We start from the raw sequence: 15,216 nt of genomic DNA, 5'->3' as shown, positions 1-15,216 counted from the left end.
GGCTCAGACCTGGCCGGCCTTCTCCAGGGCCGTGCAGCACGTGTCCACGATCAGACGGGTCACCAGGTACGGGTCGACGTTGGCGTTGGGACGGCGGTCCTCGATGTAGCCCTTGCCGTCCTTCTCGACCTGCCACGGGATGCGCACCGAGGCGCCGCGGTCGGAGACGCCGTAGCTGTACTCGTTCCACGGGGCGGTCTCGTGGAGGCCGGTCAGACGGTCGTCGATGCCGGCGCCGTAGTTCTTGACGTGGTCCAGCGGCTTGGAGCCCTCGCCGAGGGACTCGCAGGCGGTGATGATCGCGTCGTAGCCCTCGCGCATCGCCTTGGTGGAGAAGTTGGTGTGCGCGCCCGCGCCGTTCCAGTCGCCCTTGACCGGCTTCGGGTCCAGGGTGGCGGAGACGCCGAAGTCCTCGGCGGTGCGGTAGAGCAGCCAGCGGGCGACCCACAGCTGGTCGGCGACCTCCAGCGGAGCCAGCGGGCCGACCTGGAACTCCCACTGACCGGGCATGACCTCGGCGTTGATGCCGGAGATGCCGAGCCCCGCCTTCAGGCAGTTCTCCAGGTGCGCCTCGACGACGTCGCGGCCGTGGATCTCGTCGACGCCGACGCCGCAGTAGTAGCCGCCCTGGGGGGCGGGGAAGCCGCCCTGCGGGAAGCCGAGGGGGCGCTCGCCGTCGAAGAAGGTGTACTCCTGCTCGATGCCGAAGATCGGCTCCTGCGAACCGAACTTCGCCTCGACCTCGACCAGCGCGGCCCGCGTGTTGGAGGAGTGCGGGGTCATGTCGATGTCGAGGACCTCGTTGAGCACGAGGACGTTGTCGCCGCCGCGGATCGGGTCCGGGCAGACGAAGACCGGCTTGAGCACGCGGTCCGACGCGTGGCCCTCGGCCTGGTTGGTGCTGGACCCGTCGAAGCCCCAGACGGGCAGGTCGGCGAGGGCCGTGGAGGTGCCGGCCGCGAGGATCTTCGTCTTGGAGCGAAGCTTGGCGGTCGGCTCGGTGCCGTCGATCCAGATGTACTCAGCCTTGATGCTCACGGGTCTCATCCTTTGCGGGTGCAGCGGTATGCCGCGCAGCTTCGCAATGCGCGATTTCCCGGCCGTTGCCCGTTTGTGAACCCCACGTTACGTGCGAAACACACCGGTCCGGGCCGGTGTGTCGGCCGTGCGGCACGGTGCCGTCCGGCGGTCCCGCGGGGCACACGAGCCCCCGTCGTATACAGGTCCCCGGACCGTGCCCGCACCCCGCCCGCACCTTGCGGGCCGCGCTGAACGCACCGGTCACCGGTCCGCGGCCGGGCGCGTGCAGCCGGACGGGGCCGGTGTGCGGGCCCCGCGGCGGGCGAGCGTGCGGGGCGGCGTGGTGCCCGCACGCACCTCGGGCCCCTCCGCCGTCCCGCCGTCCCGACGGCCCACCGGGCGGTGTGCCGTCGGGCGGGCGGCGCGCGTGCACACTGGTGCGCATGACCAGACACCTGCGTATCGGCCTCGTCGGGGCCGGACCCTGGGCCGCCATGACCCACGCGCCCGCGCTCGCCGGACACCCGGACGTCGCCTTCGGCGGAGTGTGGGGCCGGCGTTCCGAGGCGGCGGCCGAACTCGCCGACGCCCACGGCACCACCGCCTACACCGGCGAGGACGGGCTCGGCGAACTCTTCGCCGCCAGCGACGCCGTCGCCTTCTGCGTCCCGCCCGACGTCCAGGCGGAACTCGCCGTCCGGGCCGCGGCGGCGGGGTGCCACCTCCTGCTCGACAAGCCGGTGGCCACCACCGTCGACGACGCCCGCGCCGCGGCCCGTGCCGCCGAGGAGGCCGGTGTCGCCTCGGTCGTCTTCTGCACCCTGCGGTTCGCGGCGCCGACCGCGGAGTGGGTCGAGGCGCAGGCCGGGGTCGGCGGCTGGTTCACGGCCCACGCGCAGTGGCTCGGTTCGCTGTACGCGCCGGGCTCGGACAGCCCCTTCGCGGCCTCCCCGTGGCGGCGCGAGAAGGGCGGCCTGTGGGACGTCGGCCCGCACGCGCTCTCCGCGCTGCTGCCGGTGCTCGGCGACGTGACGGCGGTGACGGCCGCCCGCGGGCCCGAGGACACCACGCATCTGGTCCTGCGGCACGCCACGGGCGCGTCGAGCACCCTGACCCTCGGGCTCGGCGCGCCCGCGAAGGCGGCGGGGGTGGAACTGGTGCTGCGAGGGGAACACGGCAGCGCGGTCCTGCCGGACGGCTGGGGCGACCCGGTCGTCGCCTTCCGCCGGGCCGTGGACGAACTGGCCGCCGCCGCACGCACCGGACGGCCGCATCCGTGCGACGTGCGGTTCGGGCTGCGCATCACGGAGATCCTCGCGGAGGCCGAGCGGCGGCTGCGTTCCTGAGACGGCCGCGCGCCGCCCGGGCGGCGCGCGGACCGGGCCCCCGCACCGGCCGCCCCTCGTGCCGGCGCGCCGGGGCCCGGGGCGGTGGACGCGCCCGGGGCCCCGGTGCTCCGGGGTCAGCCGACGCGCTCGATGCGCGCGTTGCGGATGAGGAACTTGCCCGGCTCGCGGACCTGTTCGAAGGCCGCGTTGTTCAGCAGGGCGCAGCTCCCGGAGGCCGACGTCACCTCGACGGTGGTGGACTTGCCGTTGTCGAGGTTGGTCACCCGCAGCCGGGTGCCCGCCGGGAACTGGCCGCTGGAGGCGGCCGGTGCGCCGCCCTCGCCCGAGAGCGTCACCGTCGACCCGGCGCAGACCACCTCGCCCGCCGCCCCGCCGCCCTGGCCGCCGCCGGCCTGATCCCCGCCGGCCTGCCCGTCGCCCTGCTCCCCGCCCGCTCCGCCCGCCCCGCCCGCTCCGGTGGGGGGAGCCGGCTCGGCCGGGGGCTGTGCCGGGGGAGCGGCCTGGCCGCCGCCCGCCCCGGCGTCGCAGCCCGCCGCCTCCTGCTGCACCCGGATCTGGGCGATCACCGCCTCCCGGTTGGCGATCCTGGCGGCCGACTGGGCGTCGGGGTTCGCCCGCTGACCGGCGATGAAGTTCTCGTTGTTCCGCACCGCCTGGGCGAGGCCGTCGCAGGCGACCGAGGCCTGGCTTGTGCCGGTCATGACAACCGCGGTTCCGGCGGCCAGGGCCGCCGCACCGGCGAGGAGGGCGAGCTTCTTCCTGCGGCTGAGGGTCTTCCTGCGTGACACGTGAGGGCTCCTGTCCCCGGCCGGGAGAGCGGCCGGATGGGTTCCTTGTGTCCTTGTGTACGAGACCCCGCGGGCAACCGCTCAGCGGCACCGGCCGCCACTTCCTTAACTTTCCTTAAGGCAACGGGCGCCGGGCACTCCCCGCTCCGCCCCCGTGCCCCGTCCGCCCGCAGGCGCAGGGCGCCCGCGGGAGACACCCCTTCACTCCGCCGGCGGCAGCGCCCGGCACAGCAGGTCCAGCGCTCCCGCGTACAGATGCTCCGGGGGCGTCGCGTATCCGACGACCAGCCCCTCCCGGACCGGGCCCCGCCACCGCGGGTGCCGGTAGTCCGAGAGCCCCTCCACCGCGAGGCCCTGCCACGCCGCCGCCTTCACCACCGACCGTTCGCCGCCCTCCGGCAGGTCCAGCACGGCGTGCAGGCCGGCCGCGATGCCCGACACCCGTACCTGCGGCGCGCGTTCGGCCAGCAGCGACACCAGGAGGTCCCGCCGGCGACGGTGCCGCTGCCGCATCCGGCGGACATGCCGGTCGTACGCCCCGCAGGCCAGGAAGTCCGCGAGGGTCAGCTGCTCCACGGCACCCGCGTACGGCTCCCGTTCGCCCTTCGCCGCCACCACCGCGGGCACCAGCCGCGCGGGCAGCGCCATCCAGCCGATGCGCAGTCCCGGCGACAGGCTCTTGCTCACCGAGCCCGTGTACACCACGTGTTCGGGGGCCAGCCCCTGCACCGCGCCCACCGGCCGGCGGTCGTAGCGGAACTCCCCGTCGTAGTCGTCCTCCACCACCACACCGTCCGTGGCCCCGGCCCACGCCACCGCGGCCGTCCGGCGCTCCGGGAGCAGCGGGCCGCCCGTGGGGAACTGGTGGGCGGGGGTGAGCAGCGCGGCCCGCTCGCCGCCCAGGCCGGAGGTGTCCGCGCCCTCGCCGTCGACGTCCAGCGGCACCGTGCGCACCCCGGCGTCCGCCAGGAGCCCCCGGTGGAAGGGGAGTCCGTACGCCTCGACCGCCCAGGGTCCGCCCAGCACGGCGGAGAGCAGCCGCAGCGCGTGGGCGGTGCCCGAGCAGACCACGATGCGCTCCGGTGACGTCCGGACCCCGCGGACCCGGGCCAGGTACCCCGCCAGCGCCTGCCGCAGTTCCGGGCGGCCCTGCGGGTCGCCGGGCCCGAAGGCGTCGTGCGGCGCCGCGGCGAGCGCCCGGCGCGCCGACGCCAGCCACGCGCTCCTCGGGAAGGCGGACGGATCGGGCCGCCCCTGCACCAGGTCGTGGACCGGACGCCGGGGCGGTGCGGGCGCCGGCGTCCGGGTACGGGACGGCAGCGGCGCGACCCGTTCGGCGACCCGGGTCCCCGATCCCTGGCGGGCGGTCAGCCGCCCTTCGGCGACCAGCTCCGCGTAGGCGTCGGCGACCGTGTTGCGCGCCACCGAGAGGTCGGCGGCGAGGGACCGGTACGGCGGCAGACGGGTGCCCGGCGCGAGCCGCCCGCTCTCGATCGCCTCACGCAGCGCCCGCATCAGGGCCGCCCGCCGACCGCCCGTCCCGGCCAGCTCCAGGTGCAGATCGGCACCGAGCCGCTCCGCGAAATCGACCCATGATTCCTGCATGGAAATGCACCCTACAACCGGTCGCCCTGCCCCGTAGATTCATGGTCATGACGACGAACGAAGCAGCCGTGACCAGCAACGACGCCACCAGCTCCCCCCTCACCGCCGGCGCCGCCACGCCCTCCGCCGCAGCCCCGGCGGCCGCCAGGCTCGACCTTGCCAGGACCGCGCCGAAGGTCTTCCGGGCCGTCATCGGCCTCGACAGCGCCGCCCGCGCGGGCCTCGACCCGGCCCTGGTGGAGCTGGTCCAGATCCGCGCCTCCCAGCTCAACCACTGCGCGTACTGCCTCCACATGCACACCACCGACGCGCGGAAGGCGGGGGAGTCCGACGAGCGGATGCACATGGTGGGCGTCTGGCGCGAGGCCCGGCACTTCTTCACCGAGAAGGAACAGGCCGCCCTCGCCCTCACCGAGGCGGTGACCCTGGTCGCCGACGCCGGCGTCCCGGACGAGGTCTACCGCCGGGCCTCCGCCCACTTCGACGACGGCGAACTGGCCCAGCTGCTGGCCCTGGTGCTCACCATCAACACCTGGAACCGCATCGCCCTCGCCACCGGCAAGGTCGCCGGCACGGACGAACGCTGACCCGGCTGCGCGGCGCCCTGCCCGCCCGCCCTGCGCGGCGCCGCGCCCGTTCGCCCAGCCCGCCTCCCTCCCCGGCCGCGCGGGCACCGCCGTCAGCGCGGCACACCCGCGCGGTCCAGCAGCGCGTGCATCCGGGCCACCGGGAGCGCCGGGTTGTACGCCGCGAACATCCCGAGCCGCGGATCGTCGAGGAGCTCCAGCAGCCGGGGCAGCGGCAGCCGGGGGTCCCCCGTCGCGGGCCCGGCGACCCGGCCGTCGGGGTCGCGGCTCAGCCGGTCCAGCAGCGCGGGCGGCGCGTCGGGATCGCGTACGGCCAGGGCGCGGGCCTGCGGGTCGCCCGCGTCGGCGAACCGTGCCGCCAGCCCCCGTGCGGGGAACCGCGGGCGGGACGTGAGCGCGAAGACGGCCCGGTGGGTCCCGTGCTCGTGGAGGTACAGGTCGAGCAGCAGCTCGGGCGGCGCCCCGGGATGCCGCTCGGCCAGCAGCAGCCGCACCGCGAAGTCGTCGTCCCGCGCCAGCAGTCCGACGGCGTCCGCGGGCAGTTCCGCGCACACCGCGGCACTGCGGCGCAGCCAGGGGTGCGCCGACGCGGCGCAGCGGCGCAGCACGTCCGGGTCGTGCCGGGAGCGCCACACCCACCACAGGGTGTCGAGCCGGTCCTCGGGCGCGACCGTCCACGCGACGGCCGCGCGCTGTTCGTCGGTGAGACCCGGCCGCGCCGACACCGACAGACGGACCCGCGGGTCCTCGTGCGCGGCCAGCCGCGCCGCGAGGTCGTCGGGGAAGGTGGGGTTGAGGGCGAGCGCCCACAGCCGTTCGCCGCGGTCCAGCAGCTCCTCGGCGAGCGCCCGCGAGAGCCGGCCGCGCTCCAGCACCTCCGCCAGCCGCCAGTCGTCGGCCAGTTCCCCGGCGAGCACGGCGGTCCGCTCCTCGTCCTCCGCCATGACGTGCAGCGCGGCGGCCGTGCGGACCGCGTGGTCCCCGTCGTCCAGCAGGGCCCGCCGGACGCCGTCGTCCAGCTCGTGCCAGACCCGCCGGCAGGCCGCCAGCCGGAACAGCGGGTCCTCGTGCGCGGCGAGCGGTACGAGGACATGGGCCGGCACGGTGGGCGCGTTGACGGCCTCGTACCGCACCATGCCGCGTTCGTGGGCCAGCAGCCGCTCGTACGCCCAGTCGGGCAGCGGCGCCACCTCGGCACGGTAGGGGACGGCCCCGCCCGCGAGCACCATGGCGTCGGACGGCGGACCGTCGAGGAGCAGCGCCCGGTGCTCGGGCGCGGCGGTCCAGCTCTCGGCGAGCGCGTGCCGCACCCGGCGGTCGGGGTGCCGGGCCATCGCCACGGCGACCTCGTCCGGCATCGTCGTGCGCCACCGCAGGCGCTCCACGACCTCGTAACCGCCCACACCCAGCAGCCGCAGCAGCACCCCGGCCGGTGCCGCCGGGTTGCCCGCCAGCGCCGCCGCCGTCGCGTCGATCTCCATTCCGTCCCCCCGCTCCGTCCTGTTCAGGCCGCCCCTGCCGTCCGGGGCGTGCCCCCTCGCCCCGCCGGTGGGGTCAGGCGCGCCCGAGGGCGTCGCGCACCGCCTCCTCCGAGCGGGCGACCACCGCGGAGCCGTCGTCGGCGGTGATGATCGGCCGCTGGATCAGCTTCGGGTGCGCGGCCAGCGCGGCGATCCAGCGGGGCCGCGACGCGGCGTCCCGCGCCCACTCCCTCAGGCCGAGCTCCTTCGCCGCCGCCTCCTGGGTGCGGGTGATGTCCCAGGGCTCCAGGCCGAGGCGCTCCAGCACCTCCTGGATCTCCTTCTCGTCCGGCACGTCCTCCAGGTAGCGCCGCACGGTGTAGTCGGCGCCCTCCGCGTCGAGGACGGTGAGCGCGCTGCGGCACTTGGAACAGGCGGGATTGATCCAGATCTCCATGGGGCCACGGTACCGTCCGGAAGCTGCTCAAACACCGTCTGGCCAGGGCCGATTGTCAGTGGCCGGCGGTAGAATGGACAGTAGTTCGGGATGGTCCCGCCACCGCGCCAGGAGGTTGCCGATGGCCGTTGCCACACTCACGACAGAGCCCCTGTTCCCCACGCCGACCGCAGTGAAGAAGCCGCTCCCCGCCGGACAGCCGCGCGAGTGGTACGTCTCCCACAACCGCCGTCTGAAGGCCATGCGGCTCACGATCGCCCTGCTCGACTCGGGCGTCTACCACCCCGCGACCGCCGACAACCGCCGGATACGGGCGACCGCCGAGCGCATCGGCCTGCACGCCCCGTCCGACACCACCTGCCGGATGGTCAGGGCCCTGATCCGCTACGGCCGCTGACCGGTCACGTCCTCCTCAGGAGGCGGGGCGCCCGGGATCGGGCGCCCCGTTCGCGTACCACTCGGCCTCCACCGCGTCCCCGACGGACAGCACGCCCTCGCGGAGCACGGCCGCCTTCAGACCGAAGCTGACCTTGTTGTCGTACACGGGCTCCCGCCGGTAGGCAGCCAGCGTCCGCACCGGCTCGGGCCCGGCGCGCAGCCCGGTGGCCTGGTCGACCATCGGCACGGCGCAGCGCATCGCCCGGACGGAGTGGGCCAGTTCGACGTCCCCGGCGCTGATCCGGCGCATCAGGTCCTCGTCGTGCGGGGCGCCGCAGCCGTCCAGCACGATGTTGGGCCGGAAACGGTTCATCGGGACACCGGTGCCGCCGGCCTCCTCGATCCGCGCGTTCAGCCCGTCGAGCGAGGCGAGGGACACGACCAGCAGGGCGTGCGCGTCCGCGAAGGCGGCCCTGCCGGGCGTCTCGCCCCAGCCGGCCCGGTCGAACCCGTCCCGCACCCGCACCAGACGGGACGGCGCCCCGAGCACCTCGGAGAACCAGTCGGCGGCCGCCTCGCCCTGGTCGACGGCGTCGCCCACCGGGGTGCCGAACAGCGACACCGGAATCCGCTTCCCTGCGGGATCCACCTCCAGGACCAGCTCCCCGGCCCCGTCGGCGTCCAGCCGGAGCTCCCGCCCGCCGTCCCGGACCGCCGGGCGGACGGCGGCCATCGCGGGCATCGCGCGCTGACTGCGGAACGACCCGTCGACGGCGTCCACGACCATGAACACCCGGTCGTGCTCCAGCCCCGTCCCCACCACCCGCGACGTCTCCACCGAGGTCCCGGCACAGCCCTTCACCGGGTAGTACGTCAGCTCGTGAACCGTGATCCCCATGCGCCCGATCGTAATGCCCGGCGCGGCAGCCGGGCGGGGTGCGCCGGACGGCCGCCGGACCGCTTCGGCTCCGGATTTCGGCGCCGTGAACTAGCATGCGTACAAATCGACTTGATGGCCGAACAGGTGCCATTCGAAGCCGTGAGGAGGCCGCATGGGCCACGAGCCGTGGGTGGGACTGGCTGAAGCCGTCTCCGCCGTCCGCAGCGAATTGACCACCGCCATGGACGCCGGTCGGGACGAGAAGCTGAAGTTCAGGGCAGGTCCGGTCGAGATGGAGTTCGCCGTCGAGGTCAAGAAGCAGGCCGAGGGAAGGCTCAAGGTCCTCGTCCTGCCCTGGACCGCCGAGGCGAAGGGCAGCTACGGCACCACCGGAACCCATCGGATCAAGGTGACCCTGCAACCGGTGGACGAGGACGGCAAGGACGCTCTGATCGCCTCGCACGCGGACGAAGAGCCCGCCTGATCCTGCAGTCCGGCGAGCGGTTGGGGGGCCAGTGGACGACAACCGTGTGGTCGAGATCTACGCGCGGACGGGACGGCAGGTGGGGTCGGGGTACCTGGTCGCGAGCGGCCTCGTCCTCACCGCCTACCACGTCGCCCACAAAGACGTCGCGGCCCCGGCGGGGACGCTGCGCATACGTACCCTCGCGTCCGTCCTCGACGGCCGCAAGGAGTGGTTCGACGCCGAGATCGTCTGGCCCTGCTCGCCGCCCGACGTCGAACGGGACCCGGGCGCAGACGCGGCGCTGCTCCGTGTGACCGACCCTCGGTGGGAGCACCGCGGGCTCCTACCGCTCCGGTGGGGCCGGGTGGACGGCGGAGCGCGCGTCGACGCGCTCGCGCTCGGATTCCCGGACGCCGAGAAAGGGGACGACGCCGTACGGGACACGATGCCCGTCCGAGGCGCCGTGGACCCTTATCACGGGATGAAGACGGGCCTGCTCACGGTCCATGTCACGGGCGCCGTTCCCCGCAAGAGGGGCTGGCACGGCATGTCGGGCGCTGCCCTCTTCTGCGGCCCCGTCCTCACGGGTGTGCTCGTCCTCGACCACGACATCACCGACAGGGCCGATGTGCTGCGGGCGACCCCCGTCGCCGAACTCCTGCGGCTGCCGGGGTTCAGGGACCAGCTCGTCGAGTCAGGCGAGGCCGTCACGGTCGAGCAGGTGACGGCCCCGGAGCCGCCGGCCCCCGCTCCCGCCTCGCCGGCGGGCGGACTGCGCCCCTTCCCGCCCGTCCCGGCACCGCTCCCCCCTCCGGGCTTCGTCGGCCGCGCCCGCGAGACCGACAGGGCCGTGCGCTTCGTGGCGGACGGCCGCCTCATCCCCGTCGAGGGCCCGGAGCACGTCGGCAAGACCGCCTTCCTCACCCATGTGCTGCGCCGCAAAGAGTTCGGGAACGCACTGCCCCGGACCCTCCCGCGGCTGTTCCTCGACCTGTCCGTCGCGGGCGGCCGCGGCGGATACCCGGTCTCCAGGGCCCTCTCCACCCTGCTCGAGGCCGACCTCTTCGGACTCGAGCACTACACGGAGGAGAGCACAACCTCGCCGGAGGCCAAGCGCGAGTACCTCATCGACCAGGTACTGGCGAGCAGCGTGCGCCATCACGCGCTCGTCGCCGTCATCGACTGCGCCATGGCGAACACGTCCACCGAGCACCTGGAATCGGACCTGGACGCCCTGCTGGCGAGCCCGGTGTTCTCTCGATCCGTGAGCTTCCTCGCGAGCAACACCAGGATCGAGGCGGACGGGCATCAGCAGCTCAGGCGGATGCCGTCGATCAGGCTCGGGTCACTGGCGCCCGACGAGGCCGCCGCCCTCCTCACGTCGGCACTGGACGACTTCGGGATCGACGTGGACGCCGCGGAAGTCCTGGCGGAGGCGGACGACGCGATGGTCCGTCGCCCGAAGATCCTGCTGATGGGTGCCGAGCGCTACGCCGAGAAGGACATCGGCGACGGAGCCCGCGCGGATTCCCTCGTCGTCGCATGCGAACTGCTCGATGCCTGCCGGATCACCATCACCTCGGCTTTCGGCACCGCGGGCTGCCGGATCACCGAGAACGGGGCACCCGGACCGCTGGCGTCGCTGATCGTCTGGGCCATGGACCGGGAGGTGTCCCTGCCGGAGACAGTGCTCTCACGCGCGGGCCTCACCCCGGCCATGCTGAGCGCGCTGACCGCCTCCGGAGTGCTGGGCAGGCAGGTGCCCGACGACGGCGGTACCGCGCCCGCCGATGTGCGGTACCGCCTCGGGCGGGCCACCCAGGAGGCCCTGCGCAATCTCGTCCGTGTCGCCCTCGCGAGTGCCGAGGGCGCTCGGTGCAAGGAGGTCGAACGCGCGGTCCTGCTGGAGTGCGCGCACGACGCGCGGGAGCTCGACCGTGTGCTGGAAGGGGGAGCGAAGGCGCTCGGTCTCGCCGTGCTCGCCTACGCCGACATGCGGGAGGAGGAAGCCCGCCGGCTGGGACTCGCGAGGTTCCTCGAGTTCGCCCACGGGTGGCTGGACCGCGCACTGCCCGACGGGCTCCCGCGGCTGCGGAAGCAGATGCAGGACTTCGTGCTCGTCGACACGGCGGCGCTCTTCGCGGGCGTGGAACGCGCGGAGAGGCAGGAGGTGCACCCCGAGGCCGGCACGGACATATCACTCGCGCCCGAGACGGAGGCGCTCGCGCAGCTCTTCAGCGCGGTCGCCGAACTGAACCTGATCATGCGCGACGAGCCGTCGCCCGAGAACAACGACCGATTCGTCGCCGCAGCCCGTGCCACGAGCAGCGCGCTCAGGGCGTGCACCTCGGACATCCCCACCCAACTGCTGCGCGGTGTCGACAACGCCCTGTACCTGGGCGCCCGGCGGTTCGGCTGCCACGCGGAGGTCGTCTCCATCCGCGAGGAGGTCGTCCCACTCCTCGAGGAGCAGGCACGACGGCGCACCAGCGGCAAGGTGGGGCGCATCGTCTGGACGGTCTCCTGGATCCTCAACACCGTAGATGTACGGCTCGACATGGGCGAGGAGGCCGGGGAGTACCTGCGCCGGGCGGGAGACCTCCTCGCGGAGCTGCCGGAACCCGACACGGTCAGGGGCGAACTCACCTCCCTGGCCCTCCGCGTGCGGCAGGCCCGCGCGAGGGCCCGGACGACATCGGGAGAGGAGAGAACCGCCGCGCTGCGCACGGCGATGGAGCTCGGTCTGACCGGACTGTCGACGTGCGCGGCGCATCTCGACCAGATCCATCAGGTCTTCGTCTGGACCCGGCGGAGCATGGAGACGGCGCGGAACTACGCCCTGGAGCTCCGATTCGACGACGAGCGGATCGCTCTGCTCGGGGCCGTCGGCCGAGGTCTGGAGGAGGCTTACGGACCGCAGGCGGAGTGGCCGCTGACGACATGCCTGGCGATGACGCGGCTGCTGCGTCACGTCCACCGCCGGCAGGCGGACCCCGCCGTCACGCTCGAAGGGGCGCACTCGGCGGTGGGACTCCTGCTGGGCCACGAGGGCACGCTGCGGGAACAGGCTGCCGTCGGCCAGGGGAGTGGCCTGGTCGAACTGGGCCAGGCACTGGGCTTCCACGCCTGGGCCCTGTCGGAGAACGGGAACCGGCGGGAGGCACTGACGGTCACCCTGCGCGCCGAACGGCACGTGGAATACGTCGTCGGGCACAGCCCGAGCGCCTACGCGTACCGCGTCTGGCTGCAACTCCTGCGGCAGCGCGGGGACTGGGACGGTGGGACGGGGGCCGCGTCCGGGCAGGGCGCCGAATCCGATTTCCGGCAGGCCGTCCTCAGGACTGCACAGTGGCTCAGGGAGCAGCGGACGACCTCACGCGATCACGCGCTGCTCGATCTGTGGTGCATCGAGGAGAAATGGCACCGGCAGGGCCGGAGCCTCTACGCGGCGGCGGAGAGCCAGAGTCCCGGCAAGGGGTTCCGGCTGGAGGATCTGGAACGGGTCCACCACGAAAGGCTGCGCTACCTCCAGGGCCACCGGAAGCGCTACGGGAACGTGCTCGACGCCTTCCTGGTGGAGGCCGATCTCGAGCGGGAGTTCCGCCGGCTGCTCGCGGTCCACTCACGCACGGCGGGCAACCCGGTCGACAACACGGCGGTGTGGGCGGTCCACCGGCGAGCCGAGGAGGAATGGCCGCTCAGCAATCGCCGTCGTCTGGCCAGGGCCCGGCTGCACCGCTACACGTGGGAGAACGCCGAGGCGGTCGAGGTCCTCGAGACCGTGGTCCGCAGCTCCCGCAACGGCCATGTCCGGCGGCAGGCTCAGATCGCGATCGCCGAATCCCTGCTGCTGCAGGCGCAGTACGACCTTCCCAGCGGGCCGACGCGCACGGCGGCACTGCACCGGGCCGCTGACCAGCTCACCGAGTCCCTGGGGCACCGGTACTTCCGCCAGCGCGTCGCGATTCTCCGCGAGCGCATCAATCTGGAACTCGGCGAGGCCGTGGACTGGGCGGCCACGGACGCCACCTTCGACGACCTCATCAGCGACGGCTACACGACCACCATCGGGCGCTGGCTCCAGCGCCAGCGCGGTGTGCGGCAGGACGAGGATGCCGCCGAGCGGAGTGACGACGACGAGCGGCTCTCCGACCTGCTCTACGAGGACTTCACCAACGAGGCCCTCATCTACGGCCTCGGGCAGCTCTATCTCCGCAATGCCCGTGTCCTGCTCGCCGCGGGCTCCACCGAGGCGGCGGCGGAGGCCGCCAAGCGTGCGTACGACTGCTTCGACGCCTGCCGAGTCCTGCTCGTGTCGTGGTCGGGCGAGGAGTCTCTGGTGAACCTGTTCCAGAGGGCCGAGGCCGTCCTCTGCGCAGCCGAGGCGCTTCGGTCGCCCGATCCGTTCTCGTGGCGGCCGGAGAAGAAGCCGTCCTGGCTGCACCTGGCCGTCGACGCGTTGCAGTCCTGCTCCGCGCGCAGCGTGGGCCGGTTCCACCAGATCTGCGCCGGTGAGTGGGAAGCCGCCCGCAAACTGCTCAAGACGCTGTCCGTCCCAGGGCAGGGGTGATCCTCCGCGGTCGCATGTGTGTATGGAACAACGGGCCGTGGGCCGCGCTCCCCAGCAGGGAACGCGGCCCACGGGCCGTTGCTGCACCGGGCCCGGGGCCCGGCGGCGGGAGGTCTAGAGGTCGAAGTAGAGCTCGAACTCGTGCGGGTGCGGGCGCAGCTGGATCGGGGCGATCTCGTTGGTGCGCTTGTAGTCGATCCAGGTCTCGATCAGGTCGGACGTGAAGACGCCGCCCGCCTGGAGGTACTCGTTGTCCGCCTCCAGGGCGTCGAGGACCGCCGGGAGGGAGGTCGGGACCTGGGGGACGTTCGCGTGCTCGTCGGGGGCGAGCTCGTAGAGGTCCTTGTCGATCGGCTCGGCCGGCTCGATCTTGTTCTTGACGCCGTCGAGGCCCGCGAGCAGCAGCGCGGAGAACGCGAGGTACGGGTTGGACGACGGGTCCGGGGCGCGGAACTCGACGCGCTTGGCCTTCGGGTTCGAGCCCGTGATCGGGATGCGCATGGCCGCGGAGCGGTTGCGCTGCGAGTAGACCAGGTTGACCGGGGCCTCGAAGCCGGGGACCAGGCGGTGGTAGGAGTTCACCGTCGGGTTGGTGAAGGCGAGCAGCGACGGGGCGTGCTTGAGGATGCCGCCGATGTAGTAGCGGGCGGTGTCCGACAGGCCGGCGTAGCCCTGCTCGTCGTAGAAGAGCGGCGAGCCGCCCTGCCACAGCGACTGGTGGACGTGCATGCCGGAGCCGTTGTCACCGAAGATCGGCTTGGGCATGAAGGTCGCGGTCTTGCCGTTGCGCCAGGCGACGTTCTTCACGATGTACTTGAAGAGCATCAGGTCGTCGGCCGCGGCGAGCAGCGTGTTGAACTTGTAGTTGATCTCGGCCTGGCCGGCGGTGCCGACCTCGTGGTGCTGGCGCTCGACCTGGAGGCCGACGTTCTCCAGCTCCAGGGAGATCTCGGCACGCAGGTCGGCGAAGTGGTCGACCGGCGGGGCCGGGAAGTAGCCGCCCTTGTAACGGACCTTGTAGCCGCGGTTGTCCTCGACCGCGCCGGTGTTCCAGGCGCCGGCCTCGGAGTCGATGTGGTAGAAGCCCTCGTTCGCGGCGGTGCTGAAGCGCACCGAGTCGAAGACGTAGAACTCGGCCTCGGGGCCGAAGTAGGCGGTGTCCGCGATGCCGGTGGAGGCGAGGTAGGCCTCGGCCTTCTTGGCGATGTTGCGCGGGTCGCGGCTGTACTGCTCGCCCGTGATCGGGTCGTGGATGAAGAAGTTGATGTTCAGCGTCTTGTCGCGGCGGAACGGGTCCAGACGCGCGGTCGACAGGTCGGCGCGGAGCGCCATGTCGGACTCGTGGATCGCCTGGAAGCCGCGGATCGACGAACCGTCGAACGCCAGCTCCTCCGACGGGTCGAAGGCCGTCGCCGGGATCGTGAAGTGCTGCATGACGCCCGGAAGGTCGCAGAACCGGACGTCAACCATCTTCACGTCGTTGTCGGCGATGTACTTCTTGGCCTCGTCGGCGTTCTGGAACATCCAACTCCTCCTACTCCCGACCCGGGGAAGGGCGGGGTTGCAGCTCGTCCGTGCGGCCAGTGCGGTGGCACACGCTGGACCCGACCATAGGCAGACCGGATTTCTCAAGCATGACCCATTTGTTTCGGAGAC

Annotated in this window: 12 protein-coding genes; 5 read left to right on the top strand and 7 right to left on the bottom strand. The window is 73.1% G+C overall.

The features are described 5' to 3' along the window. Positions 1–3 precede the first annotated feature (3 nt). Complete coding sequence (gene glnII / locus IAG43_RS08510; RefSeq protein ID WP_187740151.1) at positions 4–1,038, bottom strand: glutamine synthetase; 1,035 nt, start codon at positions 1,036–1,038, stop codon at positions 4–6. A 425-nt stretch (positions 1,039–1,463) separates the two neighbouring features. Between glnII and IAG43_RS08505 the strand changes: the two genes are divergently transcribed. Beyond that, the gene (locus tag IAG43_RS08505) at positions 1,464–2,366 is read left to right on the top strand and encodes a Gfo/Idh/MocA family protein (RefSeq protein ID WP_187740150.1); all 903 of its coding nucleotides are present in this window, start codon (positions 1,464–1,466) and stop codon (positions 2,364–2,366) included. 116 nt (positions 2,367–2,482) lie between these two features. Here the strand turns inward: IAG43_RS08505 and IAG43_RS08500 are convergent, their stop codons facing one another. Further along, positions 2,483–3,157 (bottom strand): RlpA-like double-psi beta-barrel domain-containing protein, encoded by a 675-nt coding sequence (locus tag IAG43_RS08500; RefSeq protein WP_187740149.1) that lies wholly within the window; start codon positions 3,155–3,157, stop codon positions 2,483–2,485. Between the two features lie 201 nt (positions 3,158–3,358). Continuing rightward, positions 3,359–4,762 carry a MocR-like pyridoxine biosynthesis transcription factor PdxR gene (gene pdxR / locus IAG43_RS08495; RefSeq protein WP_187740148.1) on the bottom strand — a complete coding sequence of 468 codons (1,404 nt, stop codon included), beginning with the start codon at positions 4,760–4,762 and terminating at the stop codon, positions 3,359–3,361. Between the two features lie 47 nt (positions 4,763–4,809). Between pdxR and IAG43_RS08490 the strand changes: the two genes are divergently transcribed. Next, positions 4,810–5,349 carry a carboxymuconolactone decarboxylase family protein gene (locus IAG43_RS08490; protein WP_187740147.1) on the top strand — a complete coding sequence of 180 codons (540 nt, stop codon included), beginning with the start codon at positions 4,810–4,812 and terminating at the stop codon, positions 5,347–5,349. Between the two features lie 92 nt (positions 5,350–5,441). Here IAG43_RS08490 and IAG43_RS08485 read toward each other — a convergent pair whose 3' ends face one another. Both IAG43_RS08485 and IAG43_RS08480 read right to left on the bottom strand, forming a co-directional pair. Beyond that, complete coding sequence (locus tag IAG43_RS08485; protein WP_187740146.1) at positions 5,442–6,830, bottom strand: hypothetical protein; 1,389 nt, start codon at positions 6,828–6,830, stop codon at positions 5,442–5,444. Between the two features lie 73 nt (positions 6,831–6,903). Beyond that, positions 6,904–7,266 carry an arsenate reductase family protein gene (locus IAG43_RS08480; protein ID WP_187740145.1) on the bottom strand — a complete coding sequence of 121 codons (363 nt, stop codon included), beginning with the start codon at positions 7,264–7,266 and terminating at the stop codon, positions 6,904–6,906. Between the two features lie 121 nt (positions 7,267–7,387). Here IAG43_RS08480 and IAG43_RS08475 point away from each other — a divergent pair, with 121 nt between their 5' ends. Then, positions 7,388–7,663, top strand: a complete 276-nt coding sequence (locus tag IAG43_RS08475; RefSeq protein ID WP_187740144.1) for a hypothetical protein — start codon at positions 7,388–7,390, stop codon at positions 7,661–7,663. A gap of 15 nt (positions 7,664–7,678) precedes the next feature. Here the strand turns inward: IAG43_RS08475 and IAG43_RS08470 are convergent, their stop codons facing one another. Further along, complete coding sequence (locus IAG43_RS08470; protein ID WP_187740143.1) at positions 7,679–8,542, bottom strand: MOSC domain-containing protein; 864 nt, start codon at positions 8,540–8,542, stop codon at positions 7,679–7,681. 154 nt (positions 8,543–8,696) lie between these two features. Here IAG43_RS08470 and IAG43_RS08465 point away from each other — a divergent pair, with 154 nt between their 5' ends. Further along, on the top strand, positions 8,697–9,008 hold the full coding sequence (locus IAG43_RS08465; RefSeq protein ID WP_187740142.1) for a trypco2 family protein: 312 nt from the start codon (positions 8,697–8,699) through the stop codon (positions 9,006–9,008). A gap of 31 nt (positions 9,009–9,039) precedes the next feature. After that, a complete protein-coding gene (locus IAG43_RS08460; RefSeq protein ID WP_187740141.1) occupies positions 9,040–13,560 on the top strand; it encodes a trypsin-like peptidase domain-containing protein in 4,521 nt (1,506 codons plus the stop codon). Between the two features lie 114 nt (positions 13,561–13,674). Here the strand turns inward: IAG43_RS08460 and glnA are convergent, their stop codons facing one another. Further along, on the bottom strand, positions 13,675–15,084 hold the full coding sequence (glnA, locus tag IAG43_RS08455) for a type I glutamate--ammonia ligase (protein WP_147990185.1): 1,410 nt from the start codon (positions 15,082–15,084) through the stop codon (positions 13,675–13,677). Between the last annotated feature and the right edge of the window lie 132 nt (positions 15,085–15,216).

Source organism: Streptomyces genisteinicus, from assembly GCF_014489615.1.
GTDB classification, from domain to species: domain Bacteria; phylum Actinomycetota; class Actinomycetes; order Streptomycetales; family Streptomycetaceae; genus Streptomyces; species Streptomyces genisteinicus.
This window is presented reverse-complemented; position numbering and strand designations above follow the sequence as displayed.

Excerpts from the sequence above, each read along its gene's own strand:
- IAG43_RS08505 (WP_187740150.1), top strand. The coding sequence starts at position 1,464 with ATGACCAGACACCTGCGTATCGGCCTCGTCGGGGCCGGACCCTGGGCC.
- pdxR (WP_187740148.1), bottom strand. The coding sequence starts at position 4,762 with ATGCAGGAATCATGGGTCGATTTCGCGGAGCGGCTCGGTGCCGATCTG.
- IAG43_RS08490 (WP_187740147.1), top strand. The coding sequence starts at position 4,810 with ATGACGACGAACGAAGCAGCCGTGACCAGCAACGACGCCACCAGCTCC.
- IAG43_RS08485 (WP_187740146.1), bottom strand. The coding sequence starts at position 6,830 with ATGGAGATCGACGCGACGGCGGCGGCGCTGGCGGGCAACCCGGCGGCA.
- IAG43_RS08480 (WP_187740145.1), bottom strand. The coding sequence starts at position 7,266 with ATGGAGATCTGGATCAATCCCGCCTGTTCCAAGTGCCGCAGCGCGCTC.
- IAG43_RS08475 (WP_187740144.1), top strand. The coding sequence starts at position 7,388 with ATGGCCGTTGCCACACTCACGACAGAGCCCCTGTTCCCCACGCCGACC.
- IAG43_RS08470 (WP_187740143.1), bottom strand. The coding sequence starts at position 8,542 with ATGGGGATCACGGTTCACGAGCTGACGTACTACCCGGTGAAGGGCTGT.
- IAG43_RS08465 (WP_187740142.1), top strand. The coding sequence starts at position 8,697 with ATGGGCCACGAGCCGTGGGTGGGACTGGCTGAAGCCGTCTCCGCCGTC.
- glnA (WP_147990185.1), bottom strand. The coding sequence starts at position 15,084 with ATGTTCCAGAACGCCGACGAGGCCAAGAAGTACATCGCCGACAACGAC.